This is a genomic window from Rhodoferax sp. XS2R6, from assembly GCF_056521365.1.
In genome coordinates this window covers 263,986-283,320 of the sequence record NZ_JBWMAY010000001.1, presented here as the reverse complement: position 1 = coordinate 283,320, position 19,335 = coordinate 263,986, and the positions used below count along the sequence as shown (strand labels likewise).

The 19,335-nt window shown below is 60.7% G+C and carries 19 protein-coding genes and 2 tRNA genes; 11 read left to right on the top strand and 10 right to left on the bottom strand.

The features are described 5' to 3' along the window. The first annotated feature begins 3 nt into the window (after positions 1 to 3). Complete coding sequence (locus AC097A_RS01360; protein ID WP_315494826.1) at positions 4 to 2,091, top strand: methyl-accepting chemotaxis protein; 2,088 nt, start codon at positions 4 to 6, stop codon at positions 2,089 to 2,091. 16 nt (positions 2,092 to 2,107) lie between these two features. Here AC097A_RS01360 and AC097A_RS01355 read toward each other — a convergent pair whose 3' ends face one another. Further along, positions 2,108 to 3,304 carry a GNAT family N-acetyltransferase gene (locus AC097A_RS01355; RefSeq protein ID WP_479619470.1) on the bottom strand — a complete coding sequence of 399 codons (1,197 nt, stop codon included), beginning with the start codon at positions 3,302 to 3,304 and terminating at the stop codon, positions 2,108 to 2,110. Between the two features lie 62 nt (positions 3,305 to 3,366). Here AC097A_RS01355 and AC097A_RS01350 point away from each other — a divergent pair, with 62 nt between their 5' ends. Together AC097A_RS01350 and AC097A_RS01345 are read left to right on the top strand one after the other, a co-directional pair. After that, on the top strand, positions 3,367 to 5,043 hold the full coding sequence (locus AC097A_RS01350; protein WP_479619469.1) for an NAD+ synthase: 1,677 nt from the start codon (positions 3,367 to 3,369) through the stop codon (positions 5,041 to 5,043). A gap of 42 nt (positions 5,044 to 5,085) precedes the next feature. Continuing rightward, positions 5,086 to 5,424, top strand: coding sequence for a P-II family nitrogen regulator (locus AC097A_RS01345; RefSeq protein WP_094478505.1), 339 nt, complete (start codon positions 5,086 to 5,088; stop codon positions 5,422 to 5,424). Positions 5,425 to 5,512: 88 nt separating this feature from the next. Here the strand turns inward: AC097A_RS01345 and AC097A_RS01340 are convergent, their stop codons facing one another. Genes AC097A_RS01340 through AC097A_RS01320 form a run of 5 tightly spaced genes read right to left on the bottom strand, consistent with a single transcriptional unit; the run spans position 5,513 to position 8,173 of the window. Then, a complete protein-coding gene (locus tag AC097A_RS01340) occupies positions 5,513 to 5,917 on the bottom strand; it encodes a diacylglycerol kinase (protein WP_479619468.1) in 405 nt (134 codons plus the stop codon). Between the two features lie 12 nt (positions 5,918 to 5,929). Next, positions 5,930 to 6,457: an RDD family protein gene (locus tag AC097A_RS01335; protein ID WP_479619467.1), complete on the bottom strand. Its 528-nt coding sequence runs from the start codon at positions 6,455 to 6,457 to the stop codon at positions 5,930 to 5,932. Positions 6,458 to 6,506: 49 nt separating this feature from the next. Next, positions 6,507 to 7,136: a DUF3106 domain-containing protein gene (locus AC097A_RS01330; protein ID WP_479619466.1), complete on the bottom strand. Its 630-nt coding sequence runs from the start codon at positions 7,134 to 7,136 to the stop codon at positions 6,507 to 6,509. Positions 7,137 to 7,175: 39 nt separating this feature from the next. Beyond that, positions 7,176 to 7,610, bottom strand: a complete 435-nt coding sequence (locus AC097A_RS01325; RefSeq protein ID WP_105259635.1) for a DUF3619 family protein — start codon at positions 7,608 to 7,610, stop codon at positions 7,176 to 7,178. Next, positions 7,607 to 8,173, bottom strand: a complete 567-nt coding sequence (locus tag AC097A_RS01320) for an RNA polymerase sigma factor (RefSeq protein WP_105259634.1) — start codon at positions 8,171 to 8,173, stop codon at positions 7,607 to 7,609. The genes AC097A_RS01325 and AC097A_RS01320 overlap by 4 nt, the downstream gene beginning before the upstream one ends. Positions 8,174 to 8,444: 271 nt before the next feature. Here AC097A_RS01320 and AC097A_RS01315 point away from each other — a divergent pair, with 271 nt between their 5' ends. From AC097A_RS01315 to pbpG, 6 genes are all read left to right on the top strand, one after another. Continuing rightward, positions 8,445 to 10,238: an acetolactate synthase 3 catalytic subunit gene (locus AC097A_RS01315; protein ID WP_105259633.1), complete on the top strand. Its 1,794-nt coding sequence runs from the start codon at positions 8,445 to 8,447 to the stop codon at positions 10,236 to 10,238. A 140-nt stretch (positions 10,239 to 10,378) separates the two neighbouring features. Beyond that, a complete protein-coding gene (gene ilvN, locus AC097A_RS01310; RefSeq protein ID WP_105259632.1) occupies positions 10,379 to 10,870 on the top strand; it encodes an acetolactate synthase small subunit in 492 nt (163 codons plus the stop codon). Positions 10,871 to 11,005: 135 nt separating this feature from the next. Then, positions 11,006 to 12,022 carry a ketol-acid reductoisomerase gene (ilvC, locus tag AC097A_RS01305; RefSeq protein ID WP_310345922.1) on the top strand — a complete coding sequence of 339 codons (1,017 nt, stop codon included), beginning with the start codon at positions 11,006 to 11,008 and terminating at the stop codon, positions 12,020 to 12,022. A 163-nt stretch (positions 12,023 to 12,185) separates the two neighbouring features. Beyond that, on the top strand, positions 12,186 to 13,031 hold the full coding sequence (gene pssA / locus AC097A_RS01300) for a CDP-diacylglycerol--serine O-phosphatidyltransferase (protein WP_105259630.1): 846 nt from the start codon (positions 12,186 to 12,188) through the stop codon (positions 13,029 to 13,031). A gap of 23 nt (positions 13,032 to 13,054) precedes the next feature. Next, positions 13,055 to 14,593: a 2-isopropylmalate synthase gene (locus AC097A_RS01295; protein ID WP_315494833.1), complete on the top strand. Its 1,539-nt coding sequence runs from the start codon at positions 13,055 to 13,057 to the stop codon at positions 14,591 to 14,593. A 150-nt stretch (positions 14,594 to 14,743) separates the two neighbouring features. Then, positions 14,744 to 15,769, top strand: coding sequence for a D-alanyl-D-alanine endopeptidase (pbpG, locus tag AC097A_RS01290; RefSeq protein WP_370446696.1), 1,026 nt, complete (start codon positions 14,744 to 14,746; stop codon positions 15,767 to 15,769). Between the two features lie 38 nt (positions 15,770 to 15,807). Here pbpG and AC097A_RS01285 read toward each other — a convergent pair whose 3' ends face one another. From AC097A_RS01285 to aat, 3 genes are read right to left on the bottom strand one after another with little or no spacing between them, the layout of a single operon-like run. Then, on the bottom strand, positions 15,808 to 16,593 hold the full coding sequence (locus AC097A_RS01285) for an IclR family transcriptional regulator (RefSeq protein ID WP_105259627.1): 786 nt from the start codon (positions 16,591 to 16,593) through the stop codon (positions 15,808 to 15,810). 20 nt (positions 16,594 to 16,613) lie between these two features. Continuing rightward, on the bottom strand, positions 16,614 to 17,420 hold the full coding sequence (locus AC097A_RS01280; protein ID WP_479619465.1) for an arginyltransferase: 807 nt from the start codon (positions 17,418 to 17,420) through the stop codon (positions 16,614 to 16,616). Between the two features lie 12 nt (positions 17,421 to 17,432). Beyond that, positions 17,433 to 18,182, bottom strand: a complete 750-nt coding sequence (gene aat, locus AC097A_RS01275) for a leucyl/phenylalanyl-tRNA--protein transferase (RefSeq protein ID WP_479619464.1) — start codon at positions 18,180 to 18,182, stop codon at positions 17,433 to 17,435. A 71-nt stretch (positions 18,183 to 18,253) separates the two neighbouring features. On the opposite strand from aat, the gene AC097A_RS01270 reads away from it, so the two are divergent. Both AC097A_RS01270 and AC097A_RS01265 read left to right on the top strand, forming a co-directional pair. Then, positions 18,254 to 18,330 (top strand) — tRNA-Pro (locus AC097A_RS01270). Positions 18,331 to 18,383: 53 nt separating this feature from the next. Next, positions 18,384 to 18,460: transfer RNA gene (locus tag AC097A_RS01265), tRNA-Arg, on the top strand. Positions 18,461 to 18,506: 46 nt separating this feature from the next. Here the strand turns inward: AC097A_RS01265 and murI are convergent. Continuing rightward, positions 18,507 to 19,328: a glutamate racemase gene (gene murI, locus AC097A_RS01260; protein ID WP_479619463.1), complete on the bottom strand. Its 822-nt coding sequence runs from the start codon at positions 19,326 to 19,328 to the stop codon at positions 18,507 to 18,509. Positions 19,329 to 19,335: the final 7 nt, after the last annotated feature.

The window sequence follows — 19,335 nt, the reverse complement described above, 5'->3', positions numbered from 1 at the left end:
ACGATGGCACTTGGTTTTTTGACCTCCCTGCGCGGGAAAATTGTGGCAACCGTGGGGCTGCTGGTGGCCGCGGGCTTGCTGGTTTTGTCGGCTACCAATGTCTATACGGCCCGCAGCCATGCGCTGCAGTCTCTGGAGGAGCAGACCAAGGCCCTCTCCCGCGCGCACGCGGCGGGCGTGGCGGACTGGGTCACCTCGCGCAAGCAGGTGGTGATCTCGTTTGCGGGCGCCATTCCCGAGGCGGACCCCATCAAATTTCTCCAGCAGGCCAAGATTGCGGGGGATGTGGACACCGCCTACATCGGCTTTGCAGACAAGCGCACGGCCTTTTCCAGCCCGCAAGAGCTGCCGCCAGATTACGACCCCACCTCGCGCCCCTGGTACCAACTGGCGGCCAAGGAGTCGGGCCCGGTGGTGACCGACCCTTACCTGGATGCGGGCACCAAAAAACTGGTAATTACCTTTGCCTCGGCGGTGAAGGACGGTGCGCAGGTGAGTGCGGTCACGGCACTGGACGTGTTCATGGACGGCGTGGTGCGTAATGTGGCCTCCATCCGGCCCACGCCAGGCACCTACGGCCTCATCGTCGGCAAGGACGGCAAGATTGTGGTGCACGAGGACACGGCACTGGCGATGAAACCCATCACCGAGATCGCCCCCGAGCTGGGCGGCGGCGGTCTGGACGCCCTGGTCCAGGCCGGCACCCTGCGCGAGGTGACGATGCGCGGTGAACCCCGCCTTGTGTATGCCCAGCCGATTTCCGGTACCAGCTGGACCCTGCTGGTGGCCCTGAACCGCGCAGAAGCCATGCAGGGCGTCACGGCCCTGGTCTGGTCGGCCGCGGCTTGGAGCGTGGCGATTGCTGTGATTGCGGTGCTGGTAATTGGCGCCCTCCTGACCCAGCTGCTGGGCCGGCTGGTGGTGCTGCGCAACGCCATGCAGGACATTGGCTCGGGCGAGGGTGACCTGACCCAGCGCATACCCACGGCGGGCAATGACGAGCTGGCCGCCATTGCCGCCGGCTTCAACCAGTTTGTGGAGAAAACCCAAGGCGTGCTGCGCCAGGTGCGCTCCAGCGCCGACAGCGTGGCCAACGCCAGTTCCGAGATCGCCCAGGGCAATAACGACCTGAGTGCCCGCACCGAACAACAGGCCAGTGCGCTGGAAGAGACGGCCGCCAGCATGGAGGAGCTCGGCTCCACCGTGAAGCAAAACGCCGACTCTGCCCGCGAAGCCAACCAGCTCGCCATGAGCGCGTCGACGGTGGCTGTGCAGGGTGGAGAAGTCGTCGGCCAAGTCGTGGAAACCATGAAAGGCATCAACGAATCCTCCCGCAAGATCGCCGACATCATCAGCGTCATCGACGGCATTGCCTTCCAGACCAATATCCTGGCCCTGAACGCCGCCGTAGAAGCCGCCCGGGCGGGAGAACAGGGCCGCGGCTTTGCCGTCGTCGCCTCCGAAGTCCGATCTCTGGCCGGACGCTCCGCCGAAGCCGCCAAAGAAATCAAAACCCTCATTGGCACCAGCGTGGAGCGGGTGGAGCAAGGCACGGCCCTGGTGGACAAAGCCGGCACCACCATGACCGAAGTTGTCAGCAGCATCCGCCGTGTGACCGACATCATGGGAGAAATCTCAGCGGCCAGCTCTGAACAAAGCAGCGGGGTTGCCCAAGTGGGTGAAGCCGTGACGCAGATGGACCAGGCCACGCAGCAGAACGCGGCGCTGGTGGAAGAGATGGCAGCGGCCGCCAGCAGCCTGAAGAGCCAGGCCAACGACCTGGTGCAGGTGGTGGCGGTGTTCAAGCTGGGCAACGAGCCTGCTGGCCACCATGCTGTAGCGCATCTGCCCAAAGCCCAGGTACGATCCAACGCGCCCAAGGTGCCTGCCTTCAAGGGGCCCGAGCGCCGTGGCGATACCAAGCCAGTTGCAGCCAAACCCGTCGCAGCCCATGCACCCGCCGGTAAGGCGCCTGCTGCCAAACCCAAGGTGCAGCCCGCTGCAGCGGCCCATGCCCCCACCACGGTAGTACCCAAGACCAGCACCAAGGTCACCCCAGCCGGCGGGGACGACGACTGGGAAACCTTCTAAGCTGCGTGGCAGCAGGTCAGGCCGGCCGCTTGAACGGCGAGCGCTGGCCTAGGTCGTCTAGGTAGTTACCGATGCCCTGGCCCTCGCGCTCCAGAAAGCGGGCCACGGCGTCCGAAAAGGCGGGGTGCGCCAGCCAGTGCGTGCTGGTGGTTTTAACCGGCAGCAGGGCCCGCGCCATCTTGTGCTCGCCCTGGGCACCGCCCTCAAATCGCTGGTAGCCGTTGGCAATGCACCACTGCAGCGGCTGGTAGTAACAAGCCTCAAAGTGCAGGCAGTCCACCGGCTCCAGCGCGCCCCAGTAGCGGCCATAGGCGACACGCGTGGTTTGAGTGCCATTTAGACCGCTAGCACCGGTGGAGTATGCGTCAATAGCTATCAAACTGCTAGCAACCGCACGGCCGTTGCGCTCCGCCACAAAGAGCAGCCAGTTCTCCGGCATGGTGTGGGCCATGCGCGCAAAGAAGTCGCGGTTCAGGTAGGGCGGGTTGCCGTGCTCCAGGTAGGTGCGCTCGTAGCAGCGGTAGAAAAAGTCCCAGTCGGCTTCTGAAATCTCGGCGCCCTGCGCATGGCGAAACGTCACGCCAGCCTCGGCCACCTTGCGCCGCTCCTGGCGAATTTTCTTGCGCTTGTCCTGCGCCAGGCTGGCTAGGAAGGCGTCGAAGTCGGTGTAGCCGGGGGCGGTGTTCTGCCAATGGAATTGGACTGTGTGACGCAGCATCAAGCCTGCGTTATCACTCGCTTGTACATCGTCGTCGCTCGCAAACAGCGTGTGCAGTGACGACGCGCCAACCTCTTCGCACCAGTCCACCACGGCCCGCAGCAGTGCGGCCCGTGCTTTGGCATCCCGCGCCAGCAGCCGGGCACCCGGTACGGGTGTGAAGGGCACGGCAATCACTGCCTTGGGGTAGTAGGGCACGCCATGCTGCTGGTATGCGCTGGCCCAGGCCCAGTCGAACACGTATTCGCCATAGGAATGGTGCTTCAGATAGACCATGCAGGCCGCCTGCAGCACGCCGCCCGCGTGCAGGGTGATGCAGTGCGGCGCCCAGCCGGTGTCGGCGGTGGCGCTGCCGCTTTCTTCCATCGCGGCCAGGTAGGCGTGGCGCATAAAGGGGCTGGGCTGCGCCTGTGCGGCCAGCAGGCCGTCCCAAGCGGCTGCGTCCACCTCCAGCACCGAGGCATGGACCCCGATGACATAATTGACTTCACCCATGGAGCGCACCCTGCGCCATGGCGGCGCCCATCGCGCCGCCCCGAACAACTATTGGCTGGTTCATGACTCTTTCACTGTGCGTTGCACAACTCAATTTCATCGTTGGCGACTTGGACGGTAACGTCAAAAAAATCGTGGATGCGGCGACCCGGGCCTATGCCGACGGCGCGCGCCTGCTGCTCACCCCCGAACTCTCCATCTGCGGCTACGCGGCCGAAGACCTGTTTCTGCGCCCCGCCTTTATCGCCGCCTGCGATGATGCCGTGAAAGCCGTGGCCCGGCAGCTAGCCGGGTTAAAAGGCCTCTGCGTAGTGGTGGGCCACCCCCAGGGCGGTGACAGCCGCACGCGCTCCACCGCGGTGCAGCAGCGCCACAACGCCGCCAGCGTGCTGCGCGAGGGCCAGGTGATCGCCACCTACGCCAAGCGCGAGCTGCCCAACTACCAGGTGTTCGACGAGCGCCGCTACTTCACGCCCGGCAAAGGGGTCTGCGTGTTTACGGCCGGTGAGGGCGCTGACGCTGTCAAGGTCGGCCTGCTGATCTGTGAAGACGCGTGGTTTGAAGAGCCCGCACGCCTGGCCCAAGAGGCTGGCGCCGAGCTGCTGGCCGTTATCAACGCATCCCCCTTCCACGTGGGCAAGGGTTATGAGCGTGAGGCCAAGATGGCTGAGCGCTGCCAGGCCACGGGCCTGCCGCTGGTCTATGCCCATCTGGTGGGCGGGCAGGACGAAGTGGTGTTTGAAGGCCACTCGTTTGCGCTGAACGCCGACGGTGCCGTGGCCGGTCGCGCGCCCAGTTTCAAGGAAAATCTGTTTCTAGCCCACGTGGAGCGTGCGCAAGATGCTATGAAAATCGTAGCATCTGTGGAGCCAGAACGCAGCCCTGAGGCGGATTTGTGGGATGCACTGGTGCTTGGTGTACGCGACTACATTGGCAAAAACGGCTTCCCCGGTGCGCTGTTGGGCCTGTCGGGTGGTATCGACTCCGCGTTGGTGCTGGCGGTGGCGGTGGATGCGCTGGGTGCCGACAAGGTGCGCGCGGTGATGATGCCCTCGCCCTACACGGCCGACATCAGCTGGATCGACGCCCGCGACATGGCCGCCCGCATGGGCGTGCGCTACGACGAGATTTCCATCGTGCCCGAGTTCGAAGCCTTCAAGGCCTCGCTGGCGAAGGAGTTTGCGGGCCGCGCCGAAGACACCACCGAAGAGAACATCCAGGCCCGTATCCGCGGCACGCTGCTGATGGCGCTGTCCAACAAGTTCGGCAGCATTGTGCTGACTACGGGTAACAAGAGCGAGATGGCCACGGGCTACTGCACGTTGTATGGCGACATGGCCGGCGGCTTTGCCGTCATCAAGGATCTGGCCAAGACCACCGTCTTCAAGCTCTGCCGCTGGCGCAATCTGCACGACCCGTATGGCACGGGCGCCAGCCCCATCCCCGAGCGAATCATCACGCGCCCGCCCAGCGCCGAACTGCGCCCCGACCAGACCGACCAGGACAGCCTGCCGCCCTACGAGGTGCTGGACGGCATTCTGGAGCGCTACATGGAGAACGACGAGAGCATCGAATCCATCATCGCTGCCGGCTTCGCGCGGGCCGATGTGGAAAAGGTGACGCGCCTCATCAAGATCAACGAGTACAAACGCCGCCAGGCGCCCGTGGGCATTCGTGTCACGCACCGCAGCTTTGGCAAGGATTGGCGTTATCCTATTACCAGTAAGTTCCGGGCGTGAGCCGCGCTGCCCACCCGTTCATTCCTCTACAGAGACAAGACCATGAAACAAATCACCGCAGTTGTTAAACCTTTCAAACTCGAAGAAGTGCGCGAAGCCTTGGCCGACTGCGGTGTGACCGGTTTGACCGTGACCGAAGTGAAAGGTTTTGGCCGCCAAAAGGGCCATACCGAGCTCTACCGCGGCGCCGAGTACGTGGTCGACTTTTTGCCCAAGGTGAAGGTGGAAGTGGTCGTGAAGACCGAAGATGTGGACCGCTGCGTGGACGCCATCGTCAAGGCGGCCCACACCGGCAAGATCGGTGATGGCAAGATCTTTGTCACCAGCGTGGAACGCGTGATCCGCATCCGCACTGGCGAACAGGACGAATCGGCAGTCTAGTAAGGCCCCCACGCTCCACCGCTGCGCGGGTCGCTGCCCCCCGAGGGGGCGTGTTCAGCTTGGGGCGGCCCGGCGCTGAACGCTCCGTTTACAGAAAGCGCTGGCCCAACGCGGCCAGCCAAATGCCTGCACACACCAGCAGGCTCAGCAGCACCGCCGCACTGCCCATATCCTTGGCGCGCTTGGACAGGCCATGCCACTCGGGCCCCACACGGTCGATGGCGGTCTCAATGGCGGTGTTGAGCAGCTCCACCACCATCAGCAGCAGCACGCTGCCCGCCAGCAGGGCGACTTCCACCCAGGTTTGGCCCAGCCAAAAACTCAGTGGCACCAGCACAAAAGCGGCAATGCATTCCTGGCGAAAGGCGGTCTCGCCCCAGCCCGCCCGCAGCCCCGCTAGTGAATAACCGAAGGCATGCCACACACGGTTCAGCCCGGTGCGTTCTTTTTGCGGGTTCACCGGCATATCAACAGTTGGCACAGTAGGTTCCATGGGAAAAGAGCTTCAGCGGCTCAGGGGTAGGGAGGTGACCAGTCGGGTACCGGCCAGTACATCGTGCCAAAACTGGCGTTGTGGATGGAAGCGGCTCAGCAGAGCCCAGACCGCAATCCAGCCAAAGGTGATGACAACCATTTCTCCGGCGTTGAGGTGGAAATAGGCAATGGCCAAGACTGGCGGCACAAACCAGATCCAACTTAAAGCGTAGCGTCCCAGGGCGCGCAGCTGGGTGACGGCACGTCCCTGGCGGTCCACCAAGCGGATATTCCAAGTCTTCATGGGCAGTGTTTGACCATGGGCCCAGAACCAGACGAAATAAATCCCAAAGATCACGAAAAGGAAAGCTATGAGGAGCGGGCGTCGCGGATCAATGCCACTGCGCATTTGGCCCAATGTGCTGAATAACCAGGTTGCGAGGAAAGCCACAGCAAACAACAACATGCCTTCATAAAGCCAGCAGGCCATACGCCGGCGCAGGCTGGGGGCGTCCAGGGACAGGGAGGCGGCGGCTTGCAAAGATTCGGGGGATGACATGTCCCCGATTGTAGAGAGGCGCTTGTGGGCCTCTGAGGCTGGCAGCCTGTTATTTAGGCGGCGTCAAAGGCAACAGGGTGTTGGGGTCAATCGCCTGTTGTGCGGTGAACTTGGCCCGGTCGGTTTCGGGCGACAGGCGGGTTACAGGCACTGGGGTGAGTTTGCTGGGGGGCAGGGGTTTGGTGGAGACGGCGGCACCAGCAGGTTTGGCAGGCGTCTTTTTGGCCAAGCGTTTTTTCTCTTCGGGGCTCAGGGCCTGGTAGGCCTCCCAGTTGGCGGCACGCTCGGCGGGTGTCACTTTTTTGGTTTCCGCAAAGTTCAAGCGCGCCATTTCTCGGGCACGTGGCTTGAGGGCTGCCCACTCCGCCATGCGGCCGTGCATTTTGGTTTGTTCGGCTTGGGCCAGTTGGGGGTAGTTGTGCGCCAGCGCAATCCACTTGCGTTTGTGGCCGTCGTTGAGCGTGTCCCAGGTACTTTCAAGAGGTTTGAGGGACTGGCGTTGTACGGCGCTCAGGTCTTTCCAGGCCAGTGCCATCAGCGGAGTGCTGAGGGGTTTAGGGGCTGGCGTCGCGGTGGCTTGTGCCAACACGGAGAGAGGCGCAACGGCTGCAAACAGGCACACGACGCCCCAGCTTGCCAGTGGCAGGGAGGTCTTGGGTCGCAGGTCAGTCGGGCGCATAGCGGGGGCAATGGGTCTTGGGGTGGAGGCGGTTGATCTTTACTCAGTGCGGTTCAGTCGCAGGTACTGGGCAAAACCGGGGTCAGTAAAGGCGTCTGGCGGCAGGTCGTCGGTCAGCAGTTCCACATCCACATCGGCAATTTCCTGGGCACGGAAGTCGTCTTGCACAAAATCGATGGTCACCAGACCGGCCACCAAGGCCAGCAAAGGCAGCCAAGCGCCCAGCAAGCGCCATTTGCCGCGCAAGCCATCACCCAGCTGCAGGGCTGCAGAGCCGCCCGATGCCACGACAGCCGACGCAAGCCGCACCTGCGCCTGACGGCGCTTTTCCAGCGCCAACATGCGGGCGGCCTTGAGGCGTTCGCTCACGTCATGGGGCAGTTGCTGGGATGCCTCATGGAGGCGCGACGTGATGGCGCGGCCCAGATCATCCTGGCTGGCGATACGGTGGTTGGCGTGTTGTTTGGCTGTCATAGTCGAATTCCCTTGGCCTTGAGGGCGGCGCCCAAGGCATGTACCGCTCGAGAGCAGTGTGTTTTAACACTTCCTTGGGAGCATCCCATGGCGGCGGCCGTCTCCGCGACGTCCATGTCTTCCCAATAACGCATCAAAAAGGCTTCGCGTTGACGTGTCGGTAGCTCCAAAATCTCAGTTTCTATCGCCCGCAAGGTTTGTGCCCGTTCCAGTTGGGTCTCGGAACTTTCGTTTTGTTCCGGAACACTCTCGGAATGCAGGGTTTCCAGCAGGTCAAAATCCCCGTCTTCGTTGGATGACTCGAAGTCACCCATGGTCGAAAACAGGGCGTTGTAGGTTTTTTGCCGACGGAACCAGTCCAGGGTGCAGTTCGACAGAATGCGCTGGAACAGCATGGGTAGTTCATTGACGGGCTTGTGCCCGTAGTGCTCGGCCAATTTCATCATGCTGTCTTGCACGATATCCAGTGCCGCCTGCTCGTTGCGCACGTGGTAGACCGAGCGCTTGAAGGCCCGCCCTTCGACGCTTTTCAGAAAATCGGACAGCTCTTGTTCGGTAGCCAAGCGGTAGGGGCCTTTGAGTACGGGTTTGCCGCCGCCAACAGGGCTGAGCGCGCCCGGATTATGGCACCGCGTCGGCCCGATCCACAGGGAGCGCAGGGGCCTAGCAAAACCAGTGCGATAATGCGGATGCAAATTAAAAGGCAAACGGATCCTGGTTCGGCGCAATATTCAGTGCGCCCATGGCTTGGATCTCAAGTCCCGACACGACTCCACAAGAGTTTGCGTAGGGGCACCCAAGGTTTTTCGTTAGAGAAATTCACAAAGGTTCATCATGGAAATTACTAAAGCTGAAATCGCTTCGGCATCCTCTGCGTCCAAGTCTCCCACTGCTGCTACCCCCGCCGTTCCCGAGCTGCGTGGTGCGGAGGTGCTGATCAAATCCCTGCAAGCCGAAAACGTCAAATACATCTGGGGTTACCCCGGCGGCGCGGTTTTGCACATTTACGACGCGTTTTACAAACAAGACACGATTCAGCACGTGCTGGTACGCCACGAACAGGCGGCTGTGCACGCTGCCGACGGCTATGCGCGCGCCACCGGTGACGTGGGTGTGGCCCTGGTTACCTCCGGCCCTGGCCTGACGAATGCCGTGACCGGCATCGCCACGGCGTACATGGACAGCATCCCCATGGTGATCATCAGTGGGCAGGTCCCTACACACGCCATTGGCTTGGATGCATTCCAGGAATGCGACACGGTCGGCATCACGCGCCCCATCGTGAAGCACAACTTCCTGGTCAAAGACGCCAAGGACATGGCTGATGTGATGAAAAAGGCCTTCCACATCGCACGCAGCGGCCGCCCCGGCCCCGTGGTGGTGGATATCCCGAAGGACGTGTCCTTCAAAAAGGTCCCTTACCACGGCTACCCCGAAACGGTGGAAATGCGCTCTTACAACCCGGTGCGCAAGGGCCATGGCGGACAAATCCGCAAGGCGCTGCAATTGCTGCTGGCGGCCAAGCGTCCCTATATTTACACCGGTGGCGGCGTGTTGCTGAGCAATGCCTCGGCAGAGCTGCGCACCCTGGTGGACATGCTGGGTTACCCCTGCACCAACACCTTGATGGGCCTGGGCGCATACCCCGCCAGCGACCGCAAGTTCCTGGGCATGTTGGGCATGCACGGCACAGTGGAAGCCAACAACGCCATGCAGAACTGCGACGTGCTGCTGGCCGTGGGCGCCCGTTTTGACGACCGCGTGATTGGTAACCCCAAACACTTTGCGCAGAACGAACGCAAGATCATCCATATCGACATTGATCCGTCGAGTATTTCCAAGCGCGTCAAGGTGGACATTCCGATTGTGGGCGACGTGAAAGACGTGCTTAACGAAATGATCGCCATGATCCGCGAGGGCAGCACCAAGCCCGATGCGAACGCACTGGGCGCCTGGTGGGACACCATCGAAGGCTGGCGCAAGCGCGATTGCATGAAATACAGCTTGGGCAATGGCGACGTTATCAAGCCCCAGTACGTGGTCGAGACGTTGTGGAACATGACCAAGGACGTGGACACCTACATCACGTCCGACGTGGGCCAGCACCAGATGTGGGCCGCGCAGTACTACAAGTTTGACGAACCACGCCGCTGGATCAACTCCGGCGGTCTGGGCACCATGGGTGTGGGCATTCCCTACGCCATGGGTATCAAGCTGGCCAAGCCCGACAGCGAAGTGTTCTGTATCACCGGCGAGGGCTCGGTGCAGATGAACATCCAGGAGCTGTCGACCTGCCTGCAGTACAACACGCCGATCAAGATCTGCTCCTTGAACAACCGCTACCTGGGCATGGTGCGCCAGTGGCAAGAGGTGGAGTACGAGGGCCGCTACAGCCACAGCTACATGGATGCGCTGCCCAACTTCGTCAAGCTGGCCGAGGCCTATGGCCACGTTGGCATGCTGATCGAAAAGCCGGGTGATGTAGAGCCCGCGCTGCGCGAAGCCCGCAAGCTCAAGGACCGCACGGTGTTCATGGACTTCCGCACGGACCCCACGGAGAACGTGTTCCCCATGGTGCAGGCCGGCAAGGGCATTACCGAAATGCTGCTGGGTTCGGAGGATCTGTAAGCCCGGATTACAAGCGAAATAGGGGTCTAGCCCGCATGGAGTATGCGCGGATCGCTATCATTTTTGAATGAATCTATTGTCTGCCAAGCTGTGCGGTTACCGCCGCACGGGGAGGGCAACGAAAAGAGGAATCGGTATTTATGAAACACATCATTGCAGTTTTGCTGGAAAACGAGCCTGGCGCTCTTTCCCGCGTAGTGGGCCTGTTCTCGGCCCGTGGTTACAACATTGAATCCCTGACGGTGGCTCCCACCGAAGACCCCACGTTGTCCCGCATGACAATTCAGACGTCCGGGTCGGATGACGTGATTGAACAAATCACCAAGCATCTGAACCGGTTGATTGAAGTCGTGAAGGTGGTGGACCTGACCGAAGGCGCCTACATCGAGCGCGAGCTCATGATGGTCAAGGTGCGTGCGGTGGGCAAGGAGCGTGAAGAGATGAAGCGTATGGCGGATATCTTCCGCGGTCGCATCATCGATGTCACTGAAAAAAGTTACACGATTGAACTCACGGGCGACCAATCCAAGAACGATGCATTCCTCGAAGCCATCGAGCGTGCGGCGATTTTGGAGACGGTGCGTACGGGCTCCAGCGGTATTGGCCGTGGTGAGCGCATTCTGCGGGTTTGATTTCGGTTTTCCTGTGTGTGCTTCGGCTGGCTCACCACGCAGGGATTGTTTGGCGACAGTGTTTACCGTTCGCCCTGAGCTTGGGTAGTTTTTGCAACTGGGCGCTTTTCGCCAATATTTATTTCGGAGAGAAAAATGAAAGTTTTTTACGACAAGGATTGTGACCTGAGCCTGATCAAGGGCAAGACTGTTGCCATCATCGGTTACGGCAGCCAGGGCCACGCCCACGCACAAAACCTGAACGACAGCGGCGTCAAGGTCGTGGTTGGTCTGCGCAAGGGTGGCGCTTCCTGGGACAAGGTTGGCAAGGCCGGCCTGACCGTGATGGAAGTCAACGATGCCGTCAAGGCCGCTGACGTGGTCATGATCTTGTTGCCCGATGAAGACATCGCTGGCGTGTACAAGAACAACGTGGAACCCAACATCAAGCAAGGCGCTTCGCTGGCCTTTGCCCACGGTTTCAACGTGCACTACAACCAGGTCGTGCCCCGTGCTGACTTGGACGTGTGGATGGTTGCTCCCAAGGCCCCAGGCCACACCGTGCGTAACACCTACACCCAGGGTGGCGGCGTGCCCCACCTCGTGGCTGTGCACCAGGACAAGACCGGCAAGGCCCGTGACTTGGCTCTGTCGTACGCGATGGCCAACGGTGGCGGCAAGGCCGGCATCATTGAAACCAACTTCAAGGAAGAAACCGAAACCGACTTGTTCGGCGAACAGGCCGTGTTGTGCGGCGGTGCGGTCGAGCTGATCAAGATGGGTTACGAGACCCTGACCGAAGCCGGCTACGCCCCTGAAATGGCTTACTTCGAATGCCTGCACGAGCTCAAGCTCATCGTGGACCTGATCTACGAAGGCGGCATTGCCAACATGAACTACTCGATCTCCAACAATGCGGAGTACGGTGAGTACGTGACCGGTCCTGAAGTGATCAACGCCGAATCCCGCGTCGCCATGCGCAATGCGCTGAAGCGCATCCAGACTGGCGAATACGCCAAGATGTTCATTCTGGAAGGCCGCACTGGCTACCCCAGCATGACCGCTCGCCGCCGCCTGACGTCCGAGCACTCCATTGAAGTTGTGGGTGCCAAGCTGCGCGCCATGATGCCTTGGATTGCCAAGAACAAGCTGGTTGACCAAACCCGCAACTGATTCTTGCGCGACCTGTGAAAAGGCCACCTTGGTGGCCTTTTCCTTTTGTGGGGCTTGTGCTTTTGGGGGCTTGGGCTGGCTTACACTGGTGTGTGTTGGTGGCGCGAGGCCGTCCTGGGTCAACGGGATCCGGAGTGTCTTGCTGCGATCGAGGAGAAACTACATGCATGACGGTTCTGATTTAAAAGACAACGGCACAGAAGGTGTTGTGATTTCCAAGCGGCGCAAGGGCATCTACGTGTTGCCCAATTTGTTCACGCTGGCTGCTTTGTTCGGCGGGTTTTACGCAATCGTGATGGCCATCAATGGTCGCTTTGACCAAGCCGCCGTGGGCGTTTTTTGTGCCATGGTGCTGGACAGTCTGGACGGGCGCGTGGCCCGCATGACCAACACCCAGAGCGCCTTTGGTGAGCAGATGGACTCCTTGTCGGACATGGTGTCCTTTGGTGCGGCACCCGCCTTGATTTCGTACGTATGGGCTTTGCAAGGCTTGGGCCGTTGGGGCTGGATTGCGGCCTTTGTGTACTGTGCCTGTGCAGCCTTGCGTTTGGCGCGCTTCAATGTGAATACGACGGTGGTGGACAAGCGTTATTTTCAAGGCTTGCCCTCACCCGCTGCTGCCGCCCTGGTGGCGGGTTTCATCTGGTTGTTGACGGAGAGTGGCCTGAAGGGGACTGACGCGTTGGAACTGGGGGCGTTCGCGCTGCCCGTGCCGTGGATCATGTTTACTTTGGCCCTGTACGCAGGGTTGACCATGGTGACCAATGTGCCGTTTTATAGCTTCAAAGACGTGAGCATGAAACGCAGCGTACCGTTTGCCGTGATCGTGCTGATCGCCCTGGGCATTGCGGTGATCAATATTGACCCGCCCACCGTGATGTTCGGTGTGTTTGTGGTGTACGGCGTGAGCGGTTATGTGGTGTACGGCGTGCGCCGGGCCCGGGGGGTGCGCACCAGCGTGATCAGCACGTCAACCGACGAGCCCGAAGAACGCGGCTTGCACATGTGAATGGAAGAATGAGGAGAACGGGTATGGCAGACAAACTGATTATTTTTGACACCACCTTGCGCGACGGCGAGCAATCGCCCGGCGCGTCCATGACCCGTGACGAGAAGCTGCGCATTGCACGCCAACTGGAGCGTCTGAAGGTGGATGTGATCGAAGCCGGTTTTGCAGCCAGTTCTAATGGAGATTTTGAGGCTGTGCAGCTGATTGCCAACACCATCAAAGACTCCACCATTTGTTCGTTGTCGCGTGCCAATGACCGTGATATCTCCCGCGCGGCGGAAGCCCTTAAAGGTGCCAACAGCGCGCGTATCCACACCTTCATTGCCACGTCTCCTTTGCACATGGAGAAGAAGCTGCGCATGACACCAGACCAGGTGTTTGAGCAGGCCAAACAATCCGTGCGTTTTGCCCGCAACTTGGTGGCGGATGTGGAATTCAGCCCCGAAGACGGCTATCGCAGCGATGTGGATTTTTTGTGTCGCGTGCTGGAAGCTGTCATCGCCGAGGGCGCAACCACCATCAATGTGCCCGACACCGTGGGTTATGCCATCCCAGAGTTGTATGGCGAGTTCATCAAGACTTTGCGCGAGCGTATTCCGAATTCGGATAAAGCCATCTGGTCCGTGCATTGCCACAACGACCTGGGCATGGCGGTGGCCAACTCGTTGGCCGGTGTGAAGATCGGTGGCGCGCGCCAGGTGGAGTGCACCATCAATGGTCTGGGTGAGCGGGCCGGCAATTGCAGTCTGGAAGAGATTGTCATGGCGGTCAAAACCCGCAAGGACTATTTCGGATTGGAGTTGGGCATTGATGCCAAGCACATCTTGGCCGCCAGCCGTATGGTCAGCCAGACCACGGGGTTTGTGGTGCAACCCAACAAGGCCGTGGTGGGGGCCAACGCTTTCGCCCACGCCTCTGGTATTCACCAGGATGGTGTGTTGAAGGCGCGTGACACCTACGAGATCATGCGTGCCGAAGACGTGGGCTGGACCGCCAACAAAATTGTGCTGGGCAAGCTCAGTGGCCGCAATGCGTTCAAGCAGCGCCTGCAGGAGCTGGGGGTGCAACTGGAGAGTGAGGCCGAAATCAATGCTGCCTTTGCGCGTTTCAAGGAGCTGGCTGATCGCAAAAGCGACATCTTCGACGAAGACATTCTGGCGCTGGTCAGCGATGACAGCGTCACGCTGGAGAAGGAGCAATACAGTTTTGTGTCCCTGTCGCAGCACAGCGAAACCGGTGAGCGCCCCCATGCGGCGGTGGTGTTCACGGTGGCTGGCAAAGAGGTGAAGAGTGACTCGGATGGCAATGGCCCCGTCGATGCGTCCCTGAAGGCGATTGAGGCCCATGTGAAGAGCGGGGCCGAGATGGTCTTGTATTCGGTCAACGCCATCAGCGGATCGACCGAGAGCCAGGGTGAAGTCACTGTGCGCCTGCAAAACAGCGGGCGCGTGGTGAACGGTGTGGGAGCCGATCCCGACATTGTGGTGGCCTCGGCCAAGGCCTATTTGAGCGCTTTGAACAAGTTACAAAGCAAATCCGACCGGGTGGCGGCCCAAGGTTAAGGCCAGACATACAAATATTCTTGAGGTTTGGCCTGCAAGTTGTTGATCTAGCATAGGTTTTCTGTTTAAACTGTAGTTCACGACTATTGGGTGTGTAAGGAAATTACGGTTTTCTTACTTCTGGAAGGACTTATGTTGAAACGCGGACTTATGCAACTCTGTGTTGGCGGCTTGGTAGCAGCCTTCATGTTTTTGCCCCAAGAAGGGGCAGCCGCCGCGCAGCGTAAGAAGCCGCGTACCGTTCAGCCGGTAGCCAAACAAGCTTTGGCGAAGAAAGCGGTAGTTAAAAAGACCGCCCGCCCCAAGCTGGTTCGCAAAGTGGTCGCTGTGGCACCCCCCAGGCCTTCGTATGGGCAGTTGGCGGGATTGCACGGTATGCAAGACGAGCTGGATCTGAAGTCCAGCGTGGCGCTGGTCGTCGACCAGGACACCAATGAAGTCTTGTTCAGCAAAAATGAATCGGCGGTGTTGCCTATCGCCTCCATCACCAAGCTCATGACGGGTGTACTGGTCAGCGAAGCCCAACTGCCCATGGACGAAATCATCACGATCACCCAGGCTGACGTGGACACCGAAAAAGGCAGCTCCTCCCGTTTGCGCGTAGGCACTGAACTGAGTCGCGGTGAGTTGTTGCATCTGGCCCTGATGGCCAGTGAGAACCGCGCGGCGCATGCCCTGGGGCGCACATTCCCAGGTGGTTTGCAGGTTTTTGTGACCCAAATGAACATCAAGGCCAAGCTGATGGGCATGCAGGACACCCGTTACGTAGAGCCAACCGGCCTGTCGAGCAAAAATCAGTCCAGCGCCAAGGATTTGGCCACGCTGGTCAACTATGCCCACAGTGACCCTGTTCTGCGGGAGCTGTCGACCTCCACCGGCTACCAAGTGGCTGTTGGCAACCGCACCTTGCAGTACAACAACACCAACCGCTTGGTCAAAAATCCATCGTGGGATATCGGTTTGCAGAAAACCGGCTACATCACCGAAGCGGGCCAATGTTTGGTGATGCAGGCCAAAGTGGCCGGCCGCAAGCTCATCATGGTGTTTCTGGATTCGGCGGGCAAACTCAGCCGCATTGGTGATGCAGAGCGTGTGCGCAAATGGGTGGAAACCAACCACACGCCTGGGGTGCGCCCAGCACCTTTGGCAAGCAGGGAACATGCCCGCCGCGGGTGATGTGAGATGCAACACCTAGCGCCGTCTGGCGCTAGGTGTTATTTTCTGTGGCCCCGGTACCCCAAGGTTTCCGAGATCTGCTTGGCAGTTTCCTGCAGCTTGGGCAACCAATCATCTTCCAGCCGCCCTGAGGGCGCCGAAATCGACAGGCCTGCAACGAGCTTGGCCTGGTCGTCGTAAATGCCTGCTGCCATGCAGCGCACACCCAACTCCAGTTCTTCGTTGTCGCTGGCTTGGCCATACTGGCGCACCTTGGACAGCTCTCGCTCCAGGGTTTCCAGGTCGGTGATGCTGTTTTTGGTGTGGCCCTGCAAACCCGTGCGTGTGGCATAGGCCCGTGTGCGCTGGGGGTCGTCGGCAGCCAAAAAAAGCTTGCCTACCGAGGTCAGGTGCAAGGGGGCCCTGCCACCAATGGCACGCACCACTTGCATGCCGGAGCGTTCGCTGTAGGCCCGTTCCACATAAATGATTTCGTCCCCCTGGCGCATGCTCAGGTTGACTGGCTGTTGTGTCAGCTTGTGCAGCTCGCGCATGGGAATCAGCGCTGCGTCGCGCACGTTCAAACGTGCTTTGACCAAATTGCCGAGCTCCAGCAGGCGCATGCCCAGGCGGTAGCTGCCCGATTGCGGCCGATCCACATAACGCCCCGCCACCAAGTCATTCAGGATGCGGTGGGTGGTAGAGGGGTGCAGGCCCGCCTTCTCGCTGATTTCCTTCAGGGGAATGGCTTCCTCGCGCGAGGCCAGCACATCAATCAGGGTGAACATGCGTTCAATCACTTGCACCGTGGGGGTGTTGGGCGGGTCGAGGTCTTTTTTGGTCATAGTCGGTCAGTCGTCCGATGTTAACCCTGTGCTGGCCCCATGGCGGTCGGCGTGTGGTGTTCGTCAGACGTATTTGCGCTTGCGGTGTCTGCAGTGCCCCCAACCCATTGCCCGTTCTGCAGCAGTTCGTAGGGCCGGAACAGCGACTTGTAGCGCATCTTGGGGCTTTGTTCGATCCAGTACCCCAGGTAGACATAACGCAGACCGAGACGCTTGGCTTGCGCCAGCTGCCACAGTACGTTGAACGTCCCGTAGCTGGCCTGCAGGTCGGGCGAGAAGAAGGTGTAGACCGCGGAGATCCCATCGTCGAGCACGTCGAGGATGGACACCATCTTCAACTCGCCCAAGGCCCCCGTGGCCGAGGGTTCGCGGAACTCCACCAGGCGTGAATTCACCCGACTCTGCAGCAAAAACTGGATGTACTGGTCCACGCTGTCCTCGTCCATGCCGCCACCGGCATGGCGGCTGGTTTGGTAGCGCAAGTACAGCGCGTAATGCTCGGCCACATAACCCAGCTTCAACACCCGCACCTCCAGCTGCGCATGTTGCTTCCAGGCGCGACGCTGGCTGCGGTTGGCTACAAAACCCTCTGCATTGACGCGCAACGGGGTGCACGCCTGGCAGCCATCGCAATAGGGGCGGTAGGTGAACATGCCGCTGCGCCGGAATCCCTTGGCCACTAGCCCGGAGTAGGCGTTGTTGTCGATCAGGTGGCTGGGCGTGGCCACCTGCGACCGCGCCTGGCGATCGGGCAGGTAGCTGCAGTCGTACGGCGCTGTGGCGTAGAACTGCAGGGCCTGGAGTGGGAGGTCAGTCAGGTCTGTCATGGAGGCGCGGCATCAGGCAGACAAAAGTTGATTCCAGTATAGAGGGCTGAACTCCCAGTGGGGCGCTGGCGCCTCTCGGGCCTGGTGGACATGTTGCACAAAATCGGCACGTGGCATTTCACGCGCGCCCAGAGACGCCAGGTGCTGGGTATTTTGCTGGCAGTCCACCATCTGGATACCCGAGTGTCGACAGAACGCGACGAGCGCGGCCAGGGCAATCTTGGAGGCGTCGGTTTGGCGCATGAACATCGACTCGCCAAACACTGCCTGGCCGATGCCAATGCAGTACAGCCCCCCCACCAATGCACCATCACACCAGGTTTCCACACTGTGGGCCAGGCCTAGCGTGTGCAGCCGGGTGTAAGCGGCCACCATGTCGTCCACGATCCAGGTGCCGGACTGTCCACGGCGGGAGGATTCGGCACAGGCCTGGATGACCTGGGCGAACGCTGTGTCCATGCGCACCTCGCAGCCCGCCGTATCTGCAAACGCGTGCAAGGTTTTGCGTAGGGAGCGGTGCAGCCGAAAGTCTTGCACGCGCAGCACCATGCGCGGGTTCGGGCTCCACCACAAAATGGGCTGCCCGTCGCTGAACCAGGGGAAGATCCCTTGCGCGTAGGCCGCTTGCAGGGTCTGGGGCAGCAGGTCAGCGCCTGCGCACAACAGGCCCGGCGCATCGCTCTCGCTGCCCCATGCAACAGTGACCTCAGGGAAAGCTTCTCCGGGGTCTAGCCACGTGAGTGGGGGAAGGGATGAGGCCATGGATGGGCGCAAAAAATTAATTGGGGTACCCCGCTGAAGAGGGTTTTATCAGCGGTTAGAATACCAGCTGTCGGCGTGTAGCGCAGCCTGGTAGCGCACCTGCTTTGGGAGCAGGGGGTCCAAGGTTCGAATCCTTGTACGCCGACCATTATTCAATAACAAAGGCCCCAGGGTAGTCATACTTCGGGGCCTTTGTTTTTTCTGTCCGTAGCTCAGTTGGATAGAGCAACAGCCTTCTAAGCTGTAGGTCACAGGTTCGATTCCTGTCGGACAGGCCACCTGGCTTTCTGCTCCCTTCCGCCTGCTCTTCTTATTCCCCGGTTTTCAGATTGCCAAGGCGCTGACGCTGGCGTCCAGCTGCAGCCAGCGCATCGCCGCGCTGCGCAGGTCTTCGACTTGGCCGGTGGTGAAGAACTGGGTGGTAGCCGCCGGCCGCTCTGCGATTGCGGGCGATAGCAGCCCCGTGGCCTCCAGCAAGCGCCGGGTTTGGCGGGCCACTGGCGCCCCACCTTCCAGCAGGGCCACCTGGGTGCCAATGGAGCGCCGCAGTACGGATTCGACAAATGGGTAGTGCGTGCAGCCGAGCACGAGCGTGTCCATGGCCTCAGAATTCAAGCCAAACAGGCCCATAGCCCCCGTGTACTCTGCGCAGAGTGCTTCTATTTTTGTAGCGTCGTTGCGTTCGATGGCAATCGCCAATCCATCGCAGGGCTGCAGTACAAAGGTGGCTTGCCCGTGCAGCGAGGCCAGCAGGGCCTGGAATTTCTCGCTTTGCAGAGTGCCCCGCGTCGCCATCACACCCACGGTCTTGGTCTGGCTGGCGGCTGCTGCGGGCTTGAGCGCGGGCTCAATACCCACCAGCGGAATGCCAGGGTATGCCGCACGCAGGGTTTTGATGGCCGCTGCCGTGGCCGTGTTGCAGGCCACCACCAGTACCTTGATCTGGTGTTGCCCCAGCAAGTAGTCGGTTATGGCGTGCGAGCGGGTGGTGACGTGGCCATCGTCCCGCTCGCCATAGGGCGCGTGGCCGCTGTCGGCCACGTAGACGAAGCGCTCGTGCGGCAACTCTGCGCGCAACGCTCGCAGCACACTCAGGCCGCCCACGCCGCTGTCAAACACCCCGATGGGGCGGGTGGCAGCGGGCATTGCCGTG